This is a genomic window from Xanthomonas euroxanthea (assembly GCF_903989455.1).
Taxonomy (GTDB): Bacteria; Pseudomonadota; Gammaproteobacteria; order Xanthomonadales; family Xanthomonadaceae; genus Xanthomonas; species Xanthomonas euroxanthea.
Genome location: NZ_LR861803.1, coordinates 788707 through 810914 on the forward strand (window position 1 = coordinate 788707; position 22208 = coordinate 810914).

Annotated in this window: 15 protein-coding genes; 11 read left to right on the forward strand and 4 right to left on the reverse strand. The window is 67.3% G+C overall.

All coding sequences use genetic code 11. The features are described from left to right. Nucleotides 1-11: 11 nt before the first annotated feature. Both H7A86_RS03295 and H7A86_RS03300 read right to left on the reverse strand, forming a co-directional pair. Entirely contained in the window at nucleotides 12-1100 is a 1089-nt protein-coding gene (locus H7A86_RS03295; protein WP_119130664.1) for an HlyD family secretion protein, read from the reverse strand. Further along, nucleotides 1097-2746 carry an efflux MFS transporter permease gene (locus H7A86_RS03300; RefSeq protein ID WP_119130665.1) on the reverse strand — a complete coding sequence of 550 codons (1650 nt, stop codon included), beginning with the start codon at nucleotides 2744-2746 and terminating at the stop codon, nucleotides 1097-1099. Before H7A86_RS03300 ends, H7A86_RS03295 begins: the two co-directional genes overlap by 4 nt. Nucleotides 2747-2833: 87 nt before the next feature. On the opposite strand from H7A86_RS03300, the gene ubiE reads away from it, so the two are divergent. From ubiE to H7A86_RS03355, 11 genes are all read left to right on the forward strand, one after another. After that, nucleotides 2834-3595 (forward strand): bifunctional demethylmenaquinone methyltransferase/2-methoxy-6-polyprenyl-1,4-benzoquinol methylase UbiE, encoded by a 762-nt coding sequence (gene ubiE / locus H7A86_RS03305; protein WP_016903622.1) that lies wholly within the window; start codon nucleotides 2834-2836, stop codon nucleotides 3593-3595. A 217-nt stretch (nucleotides 3596-3812) separates the two neighbouring features. Then, complete coding sequence (locus H7A86_RS03310; RefSeq protein ID WP_024940237.1) at nucleotides 3813-4703, forward strand: GGDEF domain-containing protein; 891 nt, start codon at nucleotides 3813-3815, stop codon at nucleotides 4701-4703. Between the two features lie 238 nt (nucleotides 4704-4941). After that, nucleotides 4942-6897 (forward strand): M1 family metallopeptidase, encoded by a 1956-nt coding sequence (locus H7A86_RS03315; RefSeq protein WP_180708122.1) that lies wholly within the window; start codon nucleotides 4942-4944, stop codon nucleotides 6895-6897. 427 nt (nucleotides 6898-7324) lie between these two features. Then, a complete protein-coding gene (locus tag H7A86_RS03320) occupies nucleotides 7325-8044 on the forward strand; it encodes a hypothetical protein (RefSeq protein ID WP_119130667.1) in 720 nt (239 codons plus the stop codon). 150 nt (nucleotides 8045-8194) lie between these two features. Continuing rightward, a complete protein-coding gene (locus H7A86_RS03325; RefSeq protein WP_115675990.1) occupies nucleotides 8195-8818 on the forward strand; it encodes an HAD family hydrolase in 624 nt (207 codons plus the stop codon). Between the two features lie 650 nt (nucleotides 8819-9468). Further along, nucleotides 9469-11487 (forward strand): methanol/ethanol family PQQ-dependent dehydrogenase, encoded by a 2019-nt coding sequence (locus tag H7A86_RS03330; RefSeq protein ID WP_338063646.1) that lies wholly within the window; start codon nucleotides 9469-9471, stop codon nucleotides 11485-11487. Then, a complete protein-coding gene (locus tag H7A86_RS03335; RefSeq protein ID WP_119130668.1) occupies nucleotides 11484-13259 on the forward strand; it encodes a quinoprotein dehydrogenase-associated putative ABC transporter substrate-binding protein in 1776 nt (591 codons plus the stop codon). The genes H7A86_RS03330 and H7A86_RS03335 overlap by 4 nt, the downstream gene beginning before the upstream one ends. A gap of 25 nt (nucleotides 13260-13284) precedes the next feature. Next, entirely contained in the window at nucleotides 13285-13941 is a 657-nt protein-coding gene (locus tag H7A86_RS03340; protein ID WP_166767622.1) for a c-type cytochrome, read from the forward strand. After that, entirely contained in the window at nucleotides 13938-14999 is a 1062-nt protein-coding gene (locus H7A86_RS03345) for a beta-propeller fold lactonase family protein (RefSeq protein WP_119130670.1), read from the forward strand. Before H7A86_RS03340 ends, H7A86_RS03345 begins: the two co-directional genes overlap by 4 nt. Nucleotides 15000-15034: 35 nt before the next feature. Continuing rightward, nucleotides 15035-16141, forward strand: a complete 1107-nt coding sequence (locus tag H7A86_RS03350) for an S-(hydroxymethyl)glutathione dehydrogenase/class III alcohol dehydrogenase (protein WP_119130726.1) — start codon at nucleotides 15035-15037, stop codon at nucleotides 16139-16141. A 151-nt stretch (nucleotides 16142-16292) separates the two neighbouring features. Beyond that, on the forward strand, nucleotides 16293-18584 hold the full coding sequence (locus tag H7A86_RS03355) for a TonB-dependent receptor (RefSeq protein WP_180708026.1): 2292 nt from the start codon (nucleotides 16293-16295) through the stop codon (nucleotides 18582-18584). 69 nt (nucleotides 18585-18653) lie between these two features. On the opposite strand, the gene H7A86_RS03360 is transcribed toward H7A86_RS03355, so the two are convergent. Continuing rightward, nucleotides 18654-20627, reverse strand: coding sequence for a sigma-54-dependent Fis family transcriptional regulator (locus H7A86_RS03360; RefSeq protein WP_119130672.1), 1974 nt, complete (start codon nucleotides 20625-20627; stop codon nucleotides 18654-18656). Nucleotides 20628-21074: 447 nt separating this feature from the next. After that, nucleotides 21075-22007: a carbohydrate kinase family protein gene (locus H7A86_RS03365; RefSeq protein WP_104583767.1), complete on the reverse strand. Its 933-nt coding sequence runs from the start codon at nucleotides 22005-22007 to the stop codon at nucleotides 21075-21077. Nucleotides 22008-22208: the final 201 nt, after the last annotated feature.

The following is a 22208-nucleotide window of genomic DNA, read 5'->3' on the forward strand; positions in this document are numbered from 1 at the left end:
GCTGTGTCGCCTCAGTCGACCGCGCTGTGGGTATCGATCGCCACCACCACCGACATGCCCGGGCGCAGCCGCGGTGCCAGCGGCTGGTCGGGATCGACGCTGATGCGCAGCGGAATGCGCTGGGCGATCTTGACGAAGTTGCCGGTGGCATTGTCGGCCGGCAGTACGCTGAATTCCGAGCCGGCGGCCGGGGAGATGTCCTGCACGCGCCCGTGCAGGCGCGCATTGTCCAGCGCATCCACGGTGAAGCTGGCGCGCTGCCCGATGCGGATCTTCGCCATCTGGGTTTCCTTGAAATTGGCCACGATCCACAGCGTGTCCGGCACCAGCGCCATCAGCTGCGTGCCATTGGTGACGTAGGCGCCCTGGCGTACGCCGAGCTGGCCGAGCTGGCCATCGCGCGGGGCCAGGATGCGCGTGTTGTCCAGATTGATCTGCGCCAATTGCACCGCCGCCTGCGCGTTGGCCACTGCCGCTTCCAGCGCGGCGCGATTGACGGTGACGCTGCGTGCGTTTTCTTCGGCGGCCTGCACTGCGGCACGCGCCTGTGCCACGCCGGCATCGGCCTGCGCCCGTGCGGCGAAGGCGGTGTCGCGGTCCTGTTCGGAGACCAGTTTCCGGTCGGCCAGCTGCTGCGCGCGCGCATAGGCCGAGCGGGTGCGGTCGCGCTGGGCCTGGTTGCTGCTCAGTGCGGCGCGTTGTTCGGCGATGGTGGCAGCGGCGCTATGCCGCTGCTGGTCCCAGTTGGACAGGTTGGCCTGCGCGGTCTGCAGTTGCGCCCTGGCCTGCTCGAGCTGCTGGGCGTAGATGCGGTCGTCGATTCTGGCCAGCAACTGGCCGTGTTTGACGTGGGCGAAGTCCTGCACCGGCACCTCGGTGACGTAGCCGCTGACCTGCGGTGCGATCACCGTGATCTGGCCATGCACCATCGCATTCTCGGTGCGCTCGACGGCGCTGACGAAGGGCGGCAACCGCCATGCATACAGCACCAGTGCGACGCCGAGCAGGGCAAGCCCGCCAAAGCCGATCACGCCACCGATGCGACGACGTCTGCGACGTTGCCGATCGGCAGCAGAGGTTGAATCTGCAGGTGTATTCATGGGCGTGGACTGGAAGCCGGAGAAGGGGGCGAAGCGGGTGGGCGCAGATAACGCCGCCACACCAGCACGGACAGGATCCACAGCCCGGTGGCGATGGCGATGCAGCCGATCAACAGGAACACGTCGTTATAGGCGAGCACGTTGGCCTCGCGCGTGGCCACGCTGCCCAGGGCGCGGACACCCTGGGCCTGGCGCAGGGCCGGGTCGCCGATGCTGCGGCCGTACAGGGTGGCATAGGCCTGCACGCGTGCGGCCACTTGCGGGTCGGTCAAGGTCAGATGCTCGACCAGCTGGCTGGAATGGTATTTCTCGCGCACGATCTGCACGGTGCCGAGCAGTGCGCTGCCGAGCAGGCCGCCCATGTTCTGCGCCATGCCGAACAGCACGATGAAGCTAATCAGATTGGCCGGCTGCGCAATGACCCGGCCCAGCCCGGCCACCATCGCCGGGCCGATGAAGAAGGTGCTGCCAAAGGCGAGCAGGAACTGGCTGAGGTACATCTGCTCCGGGCGGGTGAGGCTGGTGGCATGGGCATCCATGAAGCAGCCGATGCAGATCGCCGCCACCGCGATGATCAGGTGCTCGGCCACGCGCGCCGGGTTGATCAGCCACGCGCTGGCGGCCACGCCAACCACCGCGCCCAGCAGCATCAGCACGAACAGGGTCTGCAACTGCGTGTTGGCCAGCCCCAGGGTCTGGAAGAAGCCGATCGCACCGGTGCTCTGCTCGGACAGCACCAGCCGGATCAGCAGGATCGCCAGACCCAGCCGCAGCATGTCGCCGCTGGCCAGCCAGCGCGTGTTGATCATCGGGTTGCGGCGGTTGTGCTCGATCCACGCCGCCGTGCACAGCAGCACGATGGAGGCCGCCAGCACCACGCCCAGCCACGGTGTGCTGGTCCACCACAGTAGCCGCCCCAGCGACAGCACCGCCGCCAGGCCGGCCGCACCGGCCGCGAACAGGCTGAAGGTGAGGAAATCCAGCGGCTCGAACACGCGATAGCGATCGCTCGGCGGCAGCTTGAGCGCCAGCACGCAGGCCAGCGCGAACACCGCCAGGCCGAGTTCGAACAGGTACAGGCCCTGCCACTGTGCAAATTCCAGCAGATCGGTGGAGAACACCCGCGCCAATGGCAGCGCCAGCTGGGTCACCCCCAGCCCGGTCACCACGGCCTTGAGCCGGTACCGGGCCGGAAACGCCTGGATCACGTAATACAGCCCCAGCGAACTGAGCGCCGCGCCCACCAGTCCATGCGCGGCACGCACGGTGATCGCCGAGCTCAGGCTGTGCACGAACAGGTGCGCGAAGGCGATGACCGCATACAGCGCCAGGAAGATCTCGGTGAAGCGCCGCAGCCCGAACTGCTGGCGGAACTTCACCAGCAGCAGGTTGGCCGACATGTTGGTCATCACGTAGGCGGCCGGCAGCCAGGCCATTTCGGTGGCGTAGGCGCCCAGCGTGCCCTGCAGATAGGTCAGGTTGGCGGTGACCAGCGCATTGCTCAGCCCGCCGGTCAGCGCCACCACCACGCCCACCAGCCCGTACTGGATGCGGCGCCGGGTGGAATGCAGGGGCGTGGAGGCCGACCCGGGCAGGGTGGGCTTCTCGTGGGGCTGCCAGTCGCGCTGGACGTACTTGTCGTGCACGCAGGGCTCGCAGGGCTGGTCGCAGGGGAGACAGCGATTGTGGTCCGGTTGCGGTCATGGCGGCGTCAGCAGTGCGATAATCCGCCCATGAGCGAATCCCCCTATACCTCCGGTACCACCCATTTCGGCTTCCGCGACGTCGCTGCCAAGGACAAGCAGAAGCTGGTCGGCGAAGTGTTCACCTCGGTCGCGCGCAATTACGACCTGATGAACGATCTGATGAGTCTGGGCGTGCACCGCGCATGGAAACGCTACTTCGTGGCGACCGCGCAGGTGAAGCCGGGCGACCGTGTGCTGGATCTGGCCGGCGGCACCGGTGACATCGCCGTGCTGCTCAAGGAGCGCGTCGGCAACGAGGGCGCGGTGGTGCTGGGCGACATCAACGCTGGCATGCTGTCGGTGGGCCGCGACCGGCTGACCAACCGCGGCCTGGTGGCCGGCTTCGATTACGTGCAATGCAATGCCGAGGCGCTGCCGTTCCCGGATCAGAGCTTCGATCTGGTGACCATCTCCTTCGGCCTGCGCAACGTCACCGACAAGGACGCCGCGCTGCGCGAGATGTACCGCGTGTTGAAGGTGGGCGGGCAGGCGCGCGTGCTGGAATTTTCCGAAGTCACCGCCGACTGGTTCAAGCCGATCTACGACTTCCACTCGTTCAAGATCCTGCCCAGGCTGGGCCAGCTGTTCGCACGCGATGCCGACAGCTACCAGTACCTGGCCGAGAGCATCCGCAAGCACCCGCCGCAGGAATCGCTCAAGGGCATGATGGGCGAGGCCGGGTTCGCGCGTTGCCACTACAAGAATCTGACCGGCGGCATCGTGGCGATCCATTCCGGCTACAAGATCTGAACCGGATCGGGCGGGTGCGTGTCTGAGCATCCCGCCCGGCGCACATCCCGCGCCGGGTATCGCGCGCCGGACATCGCACGAGCACGCCATGCTCGTGTTCGCTTGCCGCACGATTGCAGTCTGCGCGTGTGCGTTTGCCGACAAACTTTTGAGACTCCCGTCGCGTCGGCTCCACCAACGGTCGGCGACACTAGGCGCTCTTTTGTCGGAGACGTGGATGCGCTTGTACGCAGGGTTGTCGCGCGTGTTTCCCCGCTCCTTCAGTGCCAAGCTGCTGGCGGTGACCTTTGTCGGCATCCACCTGCCGCTGCTGTTGTTGATCGCCTGGCTGGCCGCGCAGAGCGAGTTGAGCGGGCGCCCGCTGTGGTCGGTGGTGATTGTGGCGCTGCTGGCCACGTTGGCAGGCACCGCGGCCACCTTGTCGGCGCTGTACCGCCTGCTCGCACCGCTGCGCATCGCCGCCGACGCCCTGGATGCGTATTACGCCGACCAACGCCTGCCCAGCCTGCCCGAACATGGCGACGACGAGCTGGGGCGGTTGCTGCGCGGAATCAATCGCAGCCTGCGCGGCATCGACGCCGGCATGCGCGATCTCAAGAAGCATGCCCTGTTCGACCCGCTGACCGAGGCCTTGAACCGGCGCGGCTGCGAACAGGCGATGCGCGATTCGGTAACCGCCGCACAACGCGAAGGCTGGCCGTTCGTGCTGTTCGTGCTGGACATGGACAACCTCAAGCCGATCAACGACCGCTTCGGCCACCTGGCCGGCGATCGCGTGCTGGTGCGGCTGGTGGAATCGGCCTACGGCTGGCTGGGCGCGCAGGACTGGATCGGGCGCTGGGGCGGCGACGAATTCCTGATCGGCGTGCATGCCAGCGAAGACGACGCCACGCTCAAGCTCAATCAATGGCTGTCGATGCTCGAACGCGAGGATGCCGACGAGGCGCCGCTGCATGTGAGTGCCGGCAGCGCGGTGTGCGAGCGTGGGCTGGACGCCACCGAGCTGTATCGCCGCGCCGATGCGGCGATGTACCGCGCCAAGTTCTCCGGCGGCCGGCGCCTGGTGCGCGACGGGCATGACAGCCCGCGCAGCCATCCGGTGGTCTAGGCGCGATCCGGAGATCACCTGGCGGCCGGGCCGCAGGCTGCCGCGCGGCTGCGCACCGGCGGCATGCATCACGCTACCGCTGCGGCGGCCGCAGACGGTTCGCGCCGTTCCAGGCAGCGACATGGGCGTGGTCCTTTGCCGCCGCAGCTTGACCGGCCGCCAGGCTCGCCTGGCGCCGCACAGGCAGGCGACGGTGCGGAGCGTTAAAATGCCCAATTCCCTCGCTGCGGTGCCGTCGATGCGCTTCCCGTTCCTGTCGCTGTCCCTGGCCGTGTCCATCGCGCTGGCCGGCTGTTCCAATGAGTCCACGCCGCCGGCCGCCAGCACCGCCGCGCCGGCCACCACTGCCAAGGCCCCCGTGAAAGCAGACGCCCGCAACCACGATGAAAGCTCCTACGCCCAGCCGCAGCTGGTGGTCATCAAGGATCTGGCGCTGGACCTGAAGCTGGACTTCGACAGCAAGCAGATTGGCGGCACGGCCACCTATACGCTGCAGTGGAAGGACAAGGCCGCCAAGCAACTGGTGCTGGACACGCGCGAGCTGAGCATCGCGCAGGTGCAGGCCGACGACGGCAAGGGCGGCCTGGCACCGCTGCAGTTCGCGCTGGCGCCGGCCGACAAGACCTTCGGCAGCAAGCTCACCATCGAAGCGCCGACTCAGCCGGCCAAGGTCGTGATCACCTATCACACCGCACCGACCGCCTCCGGCCTGCAGTGGCTGGAGCCGTCGATGACCGAAGGCAAGCAGCTGCCCTTCATGTTCAGCCAGTCGCAGGCGATCCACGCACGCAGCTGGGTGCCGTTGCAGGACACCCCGAGCGTGCGCTTCACCTACAGCGCGCATGTGACCTCGCGCCCGGACGTGATGGTGCTGATGAGCGCCGACAACGACCCCAAGGCCGCGCGCGACGGCGATTACAGCTTCAAGATGCCCGAGCCGATTCCGTCCTATCTGCTGGCGATCGCCGCCGGCGATGTGGTGTTCAAGCCGATTTCCGCACGCTCGGGCGTGTGGGCCGAGCCGGCGATGGCCGACAAGGCCGCCAAGGAATTCGAAGACACCGAAAAGATGATCGGTGCCGCCGAAAAACTCTATGGCCCGTATCGCTGGGGCCGTTACGACATGCTGGTGCTGCCGCCGTCGTTCCCGTTCGGCGGCATGGAGAATCCGCGCCTGACCTTCGCCACGCCCACCGTGATCGTCGGCGACAAGTCGCTGGTCTCGCTGGTGGCCCACGAACTGGCGCATAGCTGGTCGGGCAACCTGGTGACCAATGCCAGCTGGAAGGACATCTGGCTCAACGAAGGCTTCACCACCTACGTGCAGGCGCGCATCACCGAGGCGCTGTATGGCGCCGAGATGGCCGAGATGGAGCGCGAGATCGACCAGGGCGATCTGCTGGCCGAAGTGAAGGACATGGCGCCGGCCGACCAGGCGCTGGCATTGCCGCCGCTGGCCGAGCGCGACCCCGACGAGGCCCTGAGCCAGGTGGCCTACGTCAAGGGTGCGTGGTTCCTGCAGTTCCTGGAGCAGCGCTTCGGGCGCGCGGTGTTCGACCCGTTCCTGCGCGGCTGGTTCGACGATCATGCGTTCCAGAGCGCCACCACCGACCAGTTCGTCGATTACCTCAACAAGAACCTGCTGGACAAGCATCCCAACACGGTCAGCGCGGCCGAGGTGGACGCGTGGCTGAAGCAGCCGGGCATCCCGGCCTTCGCCACCAAGGCGCGCTCGCGCAGCTTCTCGATCGTGGACACCGCGCGCATTGCCTGGAGTGGCAGCGGCACGCTGCCGAGCAAGCAGGTCACCGGCGAATGGGGCACGCAGGAGTGGGTGCACTTCCTCAGCGGCATGGGCGCCACGCTCAAGCCCGAGCAGCTCAAGCAGCTGGATGATGCCTACCACTTCACCGGCACACCGAACGGCGAAATCGCCATGCGCTGGTACCCGCTGGCGATCCGCAGCGGCTACACCGATGCGCGCGCCGCCGCCGGTGAGTTCATCGAACGCGTCGGCCGCCGCAAGCTGGTGCTGCCGATCTACACAGAACTGCTGAAGACCCCGGACGGCATCGCCTTTGCCGAACAGGCCTTCGAAAAGGCCAAGCCCGGCTACCACCCGATCACCACCGCATCGGTGGCCGAGATGATCGCCAAGGCCAAGTCGGCACCGCCGGCGCAGCCGCAGCCGTAATGGCAGAGGAGGGCGTTGCAGACGCCCTCCGTCGCTTCCATCGCCAAATCGCCTGCAACCACCGCCGTAGGAGCGCACCCGGGCGCGACCGGGCTTTCCCGGTGAGGCCCGATCGCGCCCAGGTGCGCTCCTACGATGCGGGGTGGCTGATCGCGGGTGGTGCGGCAGGCCGGTATCGTTGCCGCTGCCGTCCATGCCTTCCGGAACCGACGATGCAGTCGCGCCGTGGTGCATGCCCGCCCGCCGCTTCCATCGCCGCATCGTGCCTGCAACCACCGCGGTAGGAGCGCACCCGGGCGCGACGGTGCTCCACCGGGAAAGCCCCGTCGCGCCCGGGTGCGCTCCTACGCTTTGCGGCGGTTGATCGCGGGGCATGCGGGCAGGCTGGTATCGTTGCCGCTGCTTTTCATGCATTCCGGAGTCGACGATGAAGTATCTGCTGAGTGCGGCCTTGTGCGTCGCTGCAGTGAGTGGCTGTACTGATCGCGAGGCGCAACGCCAGGCGCAGGAAACTGCGCAGGCGCAAGCCAAGGAACACGATGCCGATGCACTCGCCAAGCAATACGACGAGGCAGTGAAGGCCGAAAACTGGGACATGGCGCGTGCGCATGGCGCCGCGGTGCTGGAAGGGTTTCCGGGCACGGCGGCGGCCACACGCATCGAGCCCGGTTATGCCGACATCAAGGCCAAGGGCGAACAGGCGCGCGAACTGCGCCGCATGCAGGCGTTGTGGCAGTACTCGCAAGTGCCGGCCAAGGGCGGCACACAGCGCTCGGCGATGATCGATGCCAAGAGCCGCGTGGATGTCGACGGCAGCGGCCCCAAGCCGGTGAGCCTGGTATTCCGCGATCATCCGCAGTGGAAGCGCCACAGCTATCTCGTGCTCAAGGCCGGCGACTTCAACTGCTATCGCGGCTGCAAGGTGCAGGTCTCGGCCGATGGTGGCGCACCACGCGCGATGGCCGCGCACCGCCCCGATACCGACGAAGCGATCGCGATGTTCATCGACGACGACAAGGCGCTGTGGCAGCTGGTGCGCAACGCCAAGCGCATCAGCATCGCGTTCCCGGTGAAGGCCGGCGGCACCCGCACGGCAGAGTTCGACGTGGGCGGCCTGGAGACCACCCAGATGCCGGGCTGGAAGTAGGCACGACCGCCGGCTGCCTGGCACCAGGCGCGCGCTCGGCGCACGGCATCGGCATGGACTGCTGGTCCATTGGGGTGAATGCGCCAGGTGTGGGTTCACCTGACGACGGCTTGCGGTATCGCGTCAACCATCTCTCGAGTGTTTGCACGTATGGACGGTAGGACCATCCCACAAATAACTCCCGCACTCTCCACCTACCGCCATTGGGTGTTCGACATGGACGGCACGCTGACCGAAGCCGTGCATGATTTCGCGTTGATCCGGCGCACGTTGGAGATCCCGCCCGAGGCGGACATCCTGCATCACCTGGCAGCGCTGCCGGCCGAGCAGGCCGCAGCCAAGCATGCCTGGTTGCTCGCGCACGAGCGCGAACTCGCGCAGGCCGCACAGCCGGCACCCGGTGCAGTGGCATTGGTGCGCGCGTTGCAGGCCGCCGGCTGCCGGCTGGGCATGCTGACCCGCAACGCGCGCGCGTTGGCGCAGGTGACGTTGCAGGCGATCGGCCTGCACGATGCGTTCGCCTGGGACGACATCGTCGGCCGCGATGAAGCCGCTCCCAAACCCGCGCCCGACGGCCTGCAGTACTTTGCACGACGCTGGTCGGTGGAAGGCGCGGCCCTGGTCATGGTCGGCGACCACCACAACGACCTGGCCTGCGGTCGTGCAGCCGGCGCCCGCACCGTGCTGGTCAACACGCCCGGCGATCCGTGGCCCGGCCTTGCCGACTGGCGATTGCAGGATTGCACGCAGTTGCTGGCGCAGTGGAACCGCTAGCGTGAGGTTTGGCGAGTAGGCCAGGCGCGCGGAAGGATGGATCGCGACGTGTGACTGGCCGCGTGTCGCTGGAGGTTGCTTGCGATCAGGACATCGTCATCGCATTGGACCCCGTCATCGCATTGGAAGAGTGGCATGCGCCCGAGAGGCGTGGACGCTGCTGAATCCTGCAACGCGTCATCGGCAAGCCGGACACCACACGGGCTGTCTGCGCCGTCAACGCATCCACCCGTCGGGCAGCGTCTCCCGATGGCAGAAAGAAATGCGGCGGCACCTTGGTCAACCCTGTCGTACGGTCTGTGGATGATCTGCGGCATCGAGTTGCACGAACCAGAGACAAGCATGTCGCCTCGCGCAGGCTGAGTTCATGGCACCGGCTGACAGGCCGTTCCACATCCGCTGCGCCACCAATGTCACAGCACGCCCGGCGCAAACTGTGCCAGAACCGTGACAGTGCGCCTGGCGCAAGCCACTGCCATCACTGCAGATGCCTGCTGCTACGACATGGTGCGTCGCACCAGTACGCTGGCATGGCGTTTGCTCTTTCCCTCTCGACGTTTCCGACGTCCGTGACGCAACTGGCGGGTGCAACGCCGGCGCCGCGGGATGTTTCAACCGACTGGTTGTTCAATCGAGAGGGGTAGACGCACATGCACCAATCTTCCTGCCGCAGCCTGCGCAGCAGTGTGCTGCTCATGCTTGCGCTGAGCGCTGCGCTGGCCGGCTGTAAAAAAGAGGCCGCCAACGAGACCGCTGCGCCGGCATCGGCCGCTGCACCCGCTGCTGCGCCGCCGGCCGCCGCCGTGGTCGATACCGATGGCGAATTCACCACCAATGCCAGCAATCCGGACAACTGGGGCGGCATCGGGCGCGACTTCGCGCTCACCCGGCACAGCCCGCTGGCCGAGATCAATCGCGACAACGTCAAGAACCTGAAGATGTCGTGGGAAATGAAGACCGATGCCACGCGCGGCCACGAAGGCCAGCCGCTGGTGATCGGCAGCATCATGTACATGGTCAGCGCGTACCCGAACAACGTGTTCGCCATCGACCTGGCGGCGCAGGACGACGGCGGCAAGGTGCTGTGGAAATACACCCCGCAGCAGGACGAGCGTTCGGTGGCGGTGGCGTGCTGCGATACGGTCAACCGCGGCGCCTCGTATGCCGATGGCAAGCTGGTGTTCGGCAGCCTGAGCGGCGATGTGATCGCACTCGATGCCAAGACCGGCAAGGAAGTGTGGAAGCAGAAACTCGCGCACCCGGACAAGGGCGAGACCATCACCATGGCGCCGATCATCGCCGACGGCAAGGTGGTGGCCGGCATCAGCGGCAACGAGTTCGGCGTGCTCGGGCGTGTGGCCGCCTACAACCTGGCCGATGGCAAGCAGGCCTGGTCCTGCGATGCGGCCGGCACCGACAAGGCGATCTGCCTGGGTGCGGAGTTCAACAAGGCCAATCCGCAGCACGGGCAGCTCGGCGATCTGGGCGTCAAGACCTTTCCCAACGACGAATGGAAGCGTGGCGGCGGCGCGGCCTGGGGCTGGTACAGCTACGACCCGAAATTGAAGCTGCTCTATTACGGCACCGGCAATCCCGGCCTGTGGAGCCCGTCGTATCGCTGCGGCAAGACCTCGCAGGAGGAATGCAACAACGGCGAGCACGACAACAAGTGGTCGATGACGCTGTTCGCGCGCAAGATCGATACCGGCGAAGCGGTGTGGGGTTATCAAAAGACCCCGTTCGACCAGTGGGATTACGACGGCATCAACGAGCCGATCCTGGTGGACCTGACCATCGACGGCAAGCAGGTGCCCTCGGTGGTGCAGTTCGATCGCAACGGCTTTGCCTACGTGCTTGATCGTCGCGACGGCACCTTGCTGCGCGCGCACAAGTTCGTGCCGGCCAACTGGGCCGAACGCATCGACATGAAGACCGGCCGCCCGGTCAAGGTGGCCGCGCATTCGCCGCTGGAACGCGGCAGGAAAGTGCAGGCCTTCCCCTCGGCCATGGGCGGCAAGGACCAGCAGCCGTGCTCGGTGGATCCGGCCAACTCCGCAGTGTTCTTCTGCGGCACCAACAACTGGCACATGGAGCTGGAACCGCAGGAGCGCGGCAACACCATGATGGGCCTGCCCTACGTGTTCGCCAACGTGATGATGAAGCCCAACGAGCCGGGTGCGCTGGGCATCGTCAAGGCCTTCGATGTGGTGGAAGGCAAATCCAAGTGGGAGATCAAGGAGAAGTTCCCGGTGTGGAGCGGCACCCTGGTCACCGACGGCGGGCTGGTGTTCTACGGCACGCTGGATGGCTGGTTCCGTGCGGTGGACAAGGACACCGGCAAGAAGCTGTGGGAGATGAAGCTGCCCTCCGGCATCATCGGCAACCCGATCGCCTACAAGGCCAACGGGCACCAGTACGTGGCGGTGTTCTCCGGCATCGGCGGCTGGATCGGCCTGCCGGTGGCCGCAGGTCTGGATCCGTCCGATCCGTATGGCGCGCTGGGGGCTGCGGGGCTGGCGTTCGGCGCCGGCTTCGACAAGATCCCGCTCGGCGGCATGGTGCACAGCTTCCGTATCGATGGTGCGGGCAAGACCGTGACCGCCGGTACCACCGCCACCGCAGCGGCAGGCGGCGGCGCGGCCAACGCCGTCGCGAAGACCGCACGATGAGATCCACGCAAGGCGTTGGACGCACACGTCGGCAGAGCTGTGCCGGCGTGCGCGGCATGCCCCGGCATCTGCACAAGATGCTGGTGGTTTGCAGCCTCGGACTCGTCGCCGCAGGCTGCACACGCGAGCCGTCCTCACCGACGGCTCGCGCTTCTGATTCCGCAGCGGCGCCCACAGCGGCGGCTGCCTCCAGTGCACTGCCGGCTTCGGCGCAATCGATGGCAAGCACGCCACCGCCTGCGCCCGATCCCGCGGTGCTGCGCGTGTGTGCCGACCCGGGCAACATGCCGTTGTCCAACAAGGCTGGCGAAGGCTTTCAAAACAAGATTGCGCAGGTGGTGGCCGAGGCCATGGGCCGTCGCCTGGAATACGAGTGGCGCACCTACTACCAGCGCGGGCTGGCGCGCAGCACCATCACTGCCGGCCGCTGCGACGTGCTGATGGACCTCAACAGCGACTTCGAGCAGGGCCTGACCACGCGCCCGCTGTATCGCTCGGCCTATGTGCTGGTGACGCGCAAGGGCCTGGATCTGCTGCCGACCTCGCTGGACGACCCGGCGCTGAAGAAGCTGCGGCTGGGCGTGTTCCAGAGTTCGCCCGCACGCCAGGCCCTGTACGAACACGGCATCAGCGGCGAGGTGCAGTACCTGTTCTACGACTCGGCTACCGCGCCGGAAGAACATCCCGGCAAGCTGGTCGAACGCGTCGCCGCCAATGAACTGGATGCGGCCGAATCCTGGGGCCCGGTGGCCGGCTACTACGCCCAGCGCCACGGCCTGGGCGTGGTGCCGCTCAATACCATCGACGATGCAGTGCTGGAGTATTCGATGGCGTGGGCGGTGTCACGCAAGAATGCGCAGCTGCGCGATGCCCTGAACACGGCGATGCAGCAGAGCGCGGCAAACATCGCGCAGATCCTGCGCAGCTATCACGTGCCGCTGGTGCGCTGCAGCGAGTGCGTGGTGAGCGGCGATCTGGCTGCGCATGGGCCGTATGCCACGCCGACGCCAGTGTCCAAGGCGCCAAGCCCGGCCGCATCCTCGCAGCAGCTGGCGCAGCTGCAACTGCGCATCGCCGACGGTGCCGACCCGAACCAGGAGCTGGCGCATGCGCTGGATGCTGGCGATGGCGTGCGTGCGGCGTGGTTGTTGCGGCATGGCGCCGATGTCAATCGGCCCAACCTGCTTGGCGAGCCGCCGTTGCACCAGGCCATCCGCAATCAGGAACCGGAGCTGGTCGGTCTGTTGCTCGATGCCGGTGCAGCCCTGGATGCACGCGATGCCAGTGGCTGGACCGCGTTGATGAAAGCCGCATGGGCCAACGATGCAGACAGTGTGGCCAGGTTGCTCGGCAAGCGTGCGTCGGTGGACACCGTCTCCGGCGACGGCTGGAGCGCGCTGGAGCTGGCGGTGGCCTACGCCGATGTCGGCGTGGTGCAGGCATTGCTGAAGGCAGGGGCGGACGTGCGGCGTTCCAATCCCGCCGGCTTCACCCCGGTGATGTTTGCGGTGGCGCGCGAGGACCCGGCGATTCTCGATGCGGTGCTGGCCGGCGGCGCCGAGGTCGGCCACGCGAATCAGGCTGGTGTCACTGCATTGATGCTGGCCGCCGCGGCCGGGCGCGAGGCGGTGGCCAGGCGCTTGCTGGCGGCCGGCGCAGACCCGTCCGCACGCAATCGCGACGGCAAGACCGCCGCCGCATTGGCGCAGGCACGCGGCGATGGCGCGCTGGCCGCGCTGCTCACCCAGGCCAGGCACCCGTCCCGGCAATGACTGTGTCACCCGCCGCGCGCACGGGGTGCGCGGTGTTCCCTCCGACCAGAAAGGTTCGTTCATGCGCAAGTCCACCGTGGGTTGTTCCGATCGTTCCGTCCGCGCGCCGTTGTGCGCGGTGATGCTCAGCATGCTGCTGGCCGCCTGCGGCAAGGACGCACCGCCGCCAGCGCCCGCGTCCGAGGCCGCCGCTCCGCCGGCTGCCAGCACGCCTGCGCCGGCCACCGGCGCCGCCGCGCCGGCGCCCGCAGCGACGCCCGCCGGGATGCCCAACCCGTCCGCCGGGCCTGCGCCGGATCCGGCCACCCCGCCCGCAGCGCCGGCTACCGTCGTGGCGATCCCGAAGGGGCCGGAGGTCAAGGTCACTCCCGAACTGATCGCCGAAGGCAAGAAGATCTATTTCTCGGCCGGCTGCAATGCCTGCCATGGCGGCACCGGTGGCGGCGGCATGTGCCCGCCGTTGACCAACGACATCTGGGTGTATGGCAGCGACGACGACACCTTGCGTACGCTGATCAGCGAGGGCACCGCCGCGATGATCACCCACGGCAAGACCCGCATCGGGCATGAGAAGGTGGTCGGGCAGATGCCGCCGTTCGCGCCGGTGCTCAAGCCGGGCGACACCGAGAAACTGCTCGCCTTCATCCACTCGATCAACAAGACCGCGGGCAAGGCGCAATGAGGCCAGCGCCCATCGGGTGGCAGCGCGTCCTGGCGACCACCGCGCTGGGCGTGCTGCTGGGCCTGGCCGGTTGCCGGCGCGATGCGCAGCCGCCCGCGGCAAACGCTGCGCCGGCGACAACGACGACTGCGGCTCCTGCAGCAACACCGGCGCCATCGATGCCGCCGGTGTTTGCGTATGTTCCCAATCAACGCAGCGGTACGGTATCGGTGATCGATACGCACAGCGATACGGTGGTGCGCACGCTCAGCGCGCAGGGGCAACTGGGCAAGCGCTTGCAGCAGGTGTTGCCGGGCCCGCACGGGCATCTGTACCTGATCGATGCCGAGCATCATCGCCTGATCGAACTGGATACCGAAAAGGACGCGGTGCTGCGCAGCGTGCAGATCGGCGAGAACGCCGAGGGCATCGCGCTGTCGCCGGACGGCAGGCAGTTCGCGGTGTGCGTGGAAGGGCAGAACCAGGTGATGCTGATCGATGCGGCGCAGTTCCGCGTGCAACAGGTGATCGCCACGCGCGGGCAGGCGCCGGAGCATTGCGCCTACACGCCGGACGGGCAGTGGTTGCTCACCAGCAACGAAGGTTCCAACGACATGGACGTGATCGAGCTGGCCACCCATCGATCGCGCGGTGTGGTCGCCACCAGCGGCCATCCGCGCGGCATGGCATTCGCACCGGACGGGCACAGCGTCTACATCGCGCAGGAGACCGCCAACGTGGTGGACGTGATCGACCTGCAGACGCGCCGACGCCGCGCCAGTCTGCCGGCCGGCGTACGCACGGCGGGCGTGGCGTTGTCGGCCGATGGCACGCGGCTGTATGCGTCCAACGGCGGTGCCGGCACGGTCAGCGTGATCGATACCCAAAGCGCGCGCAGGCTTGCCGAGATCACGGTGGGGCTGCGGCCGTGGAATCCGGCACTGACCCCGGCCGGCGACAAGCTGTATGTCGCCAACGGGCGCTCGAACACCGTGAGCGTGATCGACACCGTCGCATTGCGCGAGATCAAACAGATCCCCGTCGGCGACCTGCCGTGGGGCGTGGTCATCGCGCGCTGAGCGGCGGCCATGCCGACGCGCGCCAGGGGGGCCGGATGAAGACACGCGCTGCGGTGGCATGGGGTCCGCATCAGCCGCTGACCATCGAAGAGGTGGACCTGCAGCCGCCGCGGCCCGGCGAGGTGCTGGTGCGCCTGGTTGCCACCGGTATCTGTCACGGCGATGCGCATGCGTTGGCGCACGGGCAGGCGAGCAGCTTTCCGGCGATCCTGGGGCAGGAGGGCGCGGGCATCGTCGAGGCAATCGGCATCGGCGTCACCAGCGTGCGGCCCGGCGATCACGTCATCCCGCTGTACATGCCCGAATGCGGTGTGTGCAAGTTCTGCCGCTCCGGTCGCACCAACCTGTGCCAGGCGATCCGCAGCAGCCAGGAGCGCGGCCTGATGCCCGATGGCAGCAGCCGGTTCTCGTTGCACGGGCGGCCGATCCTGCACCACATGGGCACCAGCACGTTTTCCGAATACACCGTGGTGCCGGAGATCGCGGTCGCGCGGATCCCGCCGGATGCACCGCTGGATCAGGTCTGCCTGCTTGGCTGCACGGTCACCACCGGCGTCGGTGCGGTGCTCAACAGCACGCATGTGCGGCCCGGCGACTGCGTGGCGGTGTTCGGCCTGGGTGGCATCGGCCTGTCGGTGGTGCAGGGCGCGGTGCTGGCGCAGGCCGGGCGCATCATCGCGGTGGATATCGACCCGGCCAAGTTCGCGCTGGCGCGTGCCCTGGGCGCCACCGATTGCCTGGATCCGCGCGACTACGGCGCGCCGATCCAGCAGGTGATCGTGGACCTCACCGATGGCGGCGCCGACCACAGCTTCGAATGCGTGGGCGATGTCGGCGCGATGCGCGCGGCGCTGGAGTGCTGCCACAAGGGCTGGGGCGAGAGCGTCATCCTCGGCGTGGCCGACGACGCGCAGGAAATCAGCACGCGCCCGTTTCAGCTGGTGACCGGGCGGGTGTGGCGCGGCAGCGCGTTCGGTGGGGTGAAAGGGCGCAGCGAGCTGCCCGGCTATGTCGCGCGCTATCTGCATGGCGATCTGCAGCTGGCCCCGTTGATCACCCGCATCCTGGCGCTGGACGACATCAATCAGGCGCTGGCGGATCTGCGCGCGGCGCGTGGCATCAAATCGATCGTGCTTTATTGAGGGAGACGACATGAGGTCGACGCATCACTTACTGGGGTATCGCAGCACACCGCCGCTTCGCGTCGCACACCATGGCCGCGATGCATTGCAACGACATCGGCTTGCCTGCGCCTGCGCAGCGCTGCTGTGCGCTGGTACGATCGGCACTGCGATGGCCGAAGACGCGCCGCAGGTGACCTGGCTGGACCGCATCGAGGTCACCGCCACGCCGATTCCCGGCACCACCATCGACGCGGCGCAACTGCCTTACATGGTGCAGTCGGCCACCGACAGCGCGTTGTCGCGCGGGCGCAGCAACAACCTTGGCGACCTGCTGCAGCGGCGCTTCGTCGGCGTGGATGGCAACGACGTGCAGGGCAGCGCGTTCCAGAACGATCTCACCTTCCACGGGTTTCGCGCCTCCGCCTTGCCGGGCGCCTCGCAGGGCGTGTCGGTGTATCTGGATGGGGTGCGTTTCAACGAACCGTTTGCCGACATCGTCAGCTGGGACATGCTGCCCGAGTCGGCCATCAATGCGGTGACGCTGATGCCAGGCTCCAATCCCTTGTTCGGGCCGAACACGCTCGGTGGCGCGGTGGTGCTGTCCACCGCATCGGGCCTCACCGCGCCGGGATTGCAGGGCGAAGCGAGCATCGGCAGCGGTGCGCGCAAGCGACTGGATGCCAGTTACGGGCTCGCCAGCCAGGACGGCTGGCATGGGCTTGTCGCGGTCACCGGCTTCGACGAGAACGGCTGGCGTGATGCCTCCGAGGGCCGCCTGGGCACCGTGTTCGGCAAGGTCGGCAAGCAAGGCGAGCAGACCGACTGGAGCCTGTCGGTGCTGCACGGGCGCAGCCGCCTGATCGGCAATGGCCTGCTGCCGGATACGCGTTATACCGACGATGGCCCCGAGCCCGGCCTGTATCGCGCCGACCGCCGCGCGGTGTACACCTCGCCCGATCTCACCCGCAATCGCACTACGCTGTTCACCGCGCAACTGGACCATCGTTTCGATGCGGACACCGCATTGCATGCACTGGCTTATTCGCGGGTGGGCCGCCGCGACACCGTCAATGGCGATATCGGCGAGGACTACGAGGAATTCGTCGAGGAATGCGCCTCCGGTTACGCTGCCGACGGCAGTGCGCTGGATGCCGAGTGCGATGTCGCACGCGCCGATGCCGACGCCCTGCCCACCGGCGCGCTCAACACCACCCAGATGCGCCAGGAGGCGCAGGGGCTTGCGCTCAACCTGAGCAGGCAATGGGGCACGCATGCGCTCAGCACCGGCGTGACCTTCGATCGTGGTCATGTGCGCTATCGGCAATTCGCGCGCGATGGCTGGGTGCAGCCGGACCGCTCGGTCGCTGCCGATCCGGATGCCGGGCGTGCGTTCTTTTCCGGCGTGCGCGGCAGCACCAAGACGCTGGGCGTGTTCGTCGCCGACACCTGGGCGCTGGACGAGGCCACCCATCTCAGCGCCGCAGTGCGCTGGAACCATGTGGTGGTGGACAACATTCTCTCCACTGCCGACGACGGCGACCGCCCACGCGAGCGCTTCGTCTACGCCAAGGCCAACCCGTCGTTGGGGCTGACCCATCGGCTCGCTTCGGGGCTGACGCTGTACGGCTCGGTCGCACAGAACAGCCGTGCGCCTACCGCGATCGAACTGGGCTGCGCCGATCCCACCCAGCCGTGCCGATTGCCGACCGGCCTGCAGGCCGATCCGCGCCTGGAGCAGATCGTTTCGCGCACCTACGAACTGGGTGCGCGCTGGACACCGTCGACCGACAGCAGCGCGAGCGTGTCGGTGTACCGCGCCGACAATCGCGACGATATTTTGTTCCTGCGCGCACCGGATACGCAGCTGGGTTACTTCGACAATGTCGGCCGCACCCGTTACCAGGGCGCGGACCTGGCGCTGCGCCTGCACAGCGGCAACTGGCACTGGTCGGCCGGCTACAGCTTTCTGGAGGCGACCTACCGCAGCGATGGCGAGCTGCTGTCCGGCGAGCGCGTGATCGCCTTGCGGCCAGGCCTGCGCATCGCCGCGTTGCCGCGCCACAACCTCAAGCTCGGCGTGGAATGGCAGCGCGATGCGCTGACGCTGGGCGCCGGGGTGCGTGCGGTGTCTGGGCGCGTGGCCAGCGGCAACGAGGATGGCCAGGTCGACAACGCCGAAGACGGCGAGCCCGCGCCTGCGCGCATCGACATCGGCACCGCCGGCTATGCGCTGGTGGACATGCAGGCGCGTTGGCAAGTCAGTGCGCGGCTGTCGCTGTTCGCCCGCGTCGACAACGTCTTCAACCGCCGCTATGCAACCTACGCGGCAGTGGCCGAAGACGTGTTCCCCGATGGCGAACTGGCGCGCCCGCAGGATGCGCCGGTGGAAACCGGCCCGGCGCGGTTTCTCGCACCGGGCGTACCGCGGCAGTATCTGATCGGGGTGCGTTGGGCGCTCTGATCGCAGAGGAATTGGGAATCGGGAATAGGTGAGTGCAGGGCGTTAGCTCTACGATTCCCCATTCCCCATTCAACCGGTATCCAGGCCGTGCTTGCGCAGCTTGCGATACAGCGTATTACGGCTGATACCCAGGGCATCGGCGGTGCGGCTGACGTTCCAGCGGTGGCGTTCGAGTTGTTGCTGCAGCACCAGGCGTTCGGCCTGGTCGAGTGCGGCGCGGCCGGGCATGTCGTCGGCGGCCACCGCGCGGCCATCGACCAGGCACGGTGCGCTGCCGGCATCGACGATTTCCTGCGGCAGGTTGGGCAGGCGGATCACCCCGTCGCTGCACAACACCGCCGCCGTGCGCAGCACATTGCGCAACTGGCGCAGGTTGCCCGGCCATGCGTAGCTCAGCAGTTTGTGCATCGCTTCTTCGCTGATGCGCACGCTGTGCTCGCTGTTCTCCTCGCGCAGCAGGGTGCGGATCAGCTCGGCCTTGTCGCTGCGTTCGCGTAGCGGCGGCAGATGCAGCACCACGCCATTGAGCCGGTAATACAGGTCCTCGCGAAACTCGCCGGCCGCCACCCGCTGCGCCAGATCGCGGTGGCTGGCACTGATCACGTGCAGCTCCAGCGGCACCGCGCGTTCGCTGCCCAGCGGGGTGACGCATTGTTCTTCCAGGACACGCAGCAGGCGGCTCTGCAACGGCAGCGGCATGTCGCCGATTTCGTCCAGGAACAGCGTGCCGCCGCTGGCCTGCAGCAGCTTGCCGTGGCGGCCTTCGCGCGCGGCATCGGTGAATGCGCCGCGCGCATACCCGAACAATTCGCTCTCGATCAACGCCTCGGGAATCGCCGCGCAGTTGATCGCCACGAAGGCGCCGCCGGCCCATGGCGAGCCACGATGCACTGCCTTGGCGAATTCCTCCTTGCCGGTGCCGGTATCGCCACGCAGCAGGATCGATACGCGATGTGCGGCCAGCTTCAGCGCATTGGCCAGGTTGTGGCGCATGCGCGAATCCGAGCCGACGTGCTCGCCGGGTTGCAGCTCGGTATCGGGCGCCAGCTGCGCCGGCCCGCCCACCGCCGGCAGCGCGGGGCGCGCACGCGGCGGGCGCACCAGCGCGTAGAAGCGCCGCCCGTGGCAGGCGCAGCGGATCGACCACAAGGTGCCGGCATCGCTGCCGGCGCGGTGTTCGAGGGTGTCGAAATCCAGCTGCATCACCTGCGCGATGTTGCGGCCCACCAGCTGGCTGCGATCGAGCTTGCCCAGTTGCTCCAGCACCGCCTCGTTGACTGCCAGCACGCGACCGTCGGTGTCGATCGCAATCAGCGCCTCGTGCAGCAGGCCGGCGAACTCGGGCCGGCTATGGAAGCGCAGGATGAAGGCATGGCCGAACTGGTTGAGGAAGTGCGAGCGCGAGATCTGCGCCGCCGACATGCTCACCAGCGCCACGGTGTGGCGCTGGGTCTGCTTGCCGTCCTGCGCATTGGGGGTGGAGGCATCCAGCACCGCCAGCAGGCCGCCGTGCGGGTCCAGGATCGGCGCGCCGCTGCACGACAGCGGCAGATGGCGGGTCAGATAATGTTCGCCGCGATGCACGCTCACCGCAGTGCGCTCGGCCGCGCAGGTGCCCAGGCCGTTGGTGCCTTGATGGCACTCGGCCCAGCTGGCGCCGCAGAACAGACCGGCCTGGCGGAATTCGCGCAGCAGGGTCGGGTCGTGCACGCTGTGCAGCACGGTTGCCTCGGCGTCGGCAAAGATCACCGCATAGCCGCTGCCAGCGATCTGCTCGTAGAGATTTTCCATCTCCACCTTGGCAATGCGCAGCACATCGCCCAGGCGTTGCTGGCGCTCGCGCACGTGCAGCGCATCGTGCACCAGCGGCTCGGGGGCTGCCTCGGGCAACAAGGCGTAATCGTCCAGGCAGCGCCGCCACGAGCGCGACAGTGGTGCGGCAAGCGGCGCAATGTCGCGCAGCCGGCGGATCTGCCGGAGCGCATCCGGTTCGATCTCGGGCAGGGCGATGGACGTGGCGGCGACAACGCTTGGCTCTGACATGGGCCAGCGTTCCTCAGTGGGCGCGAAGCGTCAGTAGAGGCACAGATCGCTGCCATGCTCAAACTGCATTGCAGCAAATTGCGGTGCAGACGAGCCCCTTTCCTGCGGGAGAGGGGTTGGGGTGAGGGGACGGTGCGAAGCCTTGTGCCGTTCAAACTGCACGAGGCTTCGCTCGTACCCTCATCCGCCCCTGCGGGGCACCTTCTCCCGAGGGAGAAGGGGTGTGTGAGCTCGACGCTGCAGATCAGGCCAGCGTCAGAGCGCGTAGCCGAACTGCTGCTTGAACTGGTCGTTGAACTGCGCCAGGCGTCAACCCGGACAACCCAGATGTCCCGCCGTCGCCACGGCCCGCGATCTCAGGCGACCGACCTTTGCTGCGGCCTCAACACTCCAACGTCGATGCGCACCTGCGGCGCCGATGCCGTCTCAGAGGGCGCAGATGCCGTCTCAGAGCGCGTAGCCGAACTGCTGCTTGAACTGATCATTGAACTCGCTGAAATCGAACCGCTGATTCTGCGTGCCCGGATGCTCCACCTTCAGCGCACCCATCAGGTTGCCCATCCGCCCGATCGTCAGCCAGTCGTAGCCGCCCTGGATGCCGTAGATCAGCCCGGCGCGGAAGGCGTCGCCGCAGCCGGTCGGATCGACCACGCGGCGCTCGTGCGCCGGCGGGATGTCGTAGGTCTTTTCCGGCGTATGTACCAGCGCTCCCTTCGGGCCCTGGGTGGTGATGTAGGCCTGCACGCGCGAGACGATGTCCTTTTCGTTCCAGCCGGTGCGTTCCTGCAGCAGGTTGGACTCGTAGTCGTTGACCACCACGTAGTCGGCCTGTTCGATGAATTGGCGCAGTTCCGGGCCGTTGAACAACGGCATCGCCTGGCCGGGATCGAAGATGAAGGGAATGCCGGCGGCAGCGAACTCTTCCGCATTTTGGATCATGCCCTCGCGCCCGTCCGGGCCGACCAGGCCCAGGGTCACGCCCGGCACGTCCTTCACATGGTTTTCGTAGCTGCGCATCATCGCGCCCGGATGGAAGGCGGTGATCTGGTTGTTGTCGTGGTCGGTGGTGATGAAGGCCTGCGGGGTGAACAGCTCGTCGATGATCTTCACCCGCGACAGGTCGATGCCCAGCGCCTCGAAGTGTTCGCGATACGGGCCGAAATCCTGGCCGACGGTGCCCATCGGGATCGGCGCGCCGCCGAGCAGATGCAGGTTGTAGGCGATGTTGCCGGCGCAACCGCCGAACTCGCGGCGCATGCGCGGGACCAGGAACGACACATTCAGGATGTGCACCTTGTCCGGCAGGATGTGGTTCTTGAACTGGTCCGGAAACACCATGATGGTGTCGTAGGCGAGGGAACCACAGATCAGTGCGGACATCGAGTCGGGCCTTTGCGTTGGGAAATACCCGCCAGTTGCCGGCATGGCGGCGGGACGGCGCGAGCGCCGCGGCGCAAAGGGTAACGGCTGCGATCGATCAGGGCCACAACCGCATGCCATGCCCGGCGTGACCGGCACATGAAAACCACGCCGAAACGGCCGATTTTTCCTTGCCCGCACCGGGGGGGATTGCTAGGCTAG

Bases quoted from the DNA above. Each gene is read 5' to 3' on its own strand.
- H7A86_RS03295 (WP_119130664.1), bottom strand. From the start codon at position 1,100: ATGAATACACCTGCAGATTCAACCTCTGCTGCCGATCGGCAACGTCGC.
- ubiE (WP_016903622.1), top strand. From the start codon at position 2,834: ATGAGCGAATCCCCCTATACCTCCGGTACCACCCATTTCGGCTTCCGC.
- H7A86_RS03310 (WP_024940237.1), top strand. From the start codon at position 3,813: ATGCGCTTGTACGCAGGGTTGTCGCGCGTGTTTCCCCGCTCCTTCAGT.
- H7A86_RS03315 (WP_180708122.1), top strand. From the start codon at position 4,942: ATGCGCTTCCCGTTCCTGTCGCTGTCCCTGGCCGTGTCCATCGCGCTG.
- H7A86_RS03320 (WP_119130667.1), top strand. From the start codon at position 7,325: ATGAAGTATCTGCTGAGTGCGGCCTTGTGCGTCGCTGCAGTGAGTGGC.
- H7A86_RS03325 (WP_115675990.1), top strand. From the start codon at position 8,195: ATGGACGGTAGGACCATCCCACAAATAACTCCCGCACTCTCCACCTAC.
- H7A86_RS03330 (WP_338063646.1), top strand. From the start codon at position 9,469: ATGCACCAATCTTCCTGCCGCAGCCTGCGCAGCAGTGTGCTGCTCATG.
- H7A86_RS03335 (WP_119130668.1), top strand. From the start codon at position 11,484: ATGAGATCCACGCAAGGCGTTGGACGCACACGTCGGCAGAGCTGTGCC.
- H7A86_RS03345 (WP_119130670.1), top strand. From the start codon at position 13,938: ATGAGGCCAGCGCCCATCGGGTGGCAGCGCGTCCTGGCGACCACCGCG.
- H7A86_RS03350 (WP_119130726.1), top strand. From the start codon at position 15,035: ATGAAGACACGCGCTGCGGTGGCATGGGGTCCGCATCAGCCGCTGACC.
- H7A86_RS03355 (WP_180708026.1), top strand. From the start codon at position 16,293: ATGGCCGAAGACGCGCCGCAGGTGACCTGGCTGGACCGCATCGAGGTC.
- H7A86_RS03360 (WP_119130672.1), bottom strand. From the start codon at position 20,627: ATGTCAGAGCCAAGCGTTGTCGCCGCCACGTCCATCGCCCTGCCCGAG.
- H7A86_RS03365 (WP_104583767.1), bottom strand. From the start codon at position 22,007: ATGTCCGCACTGATCTGTGGTTCCCTCGCCTACGACACCATCATGGTG.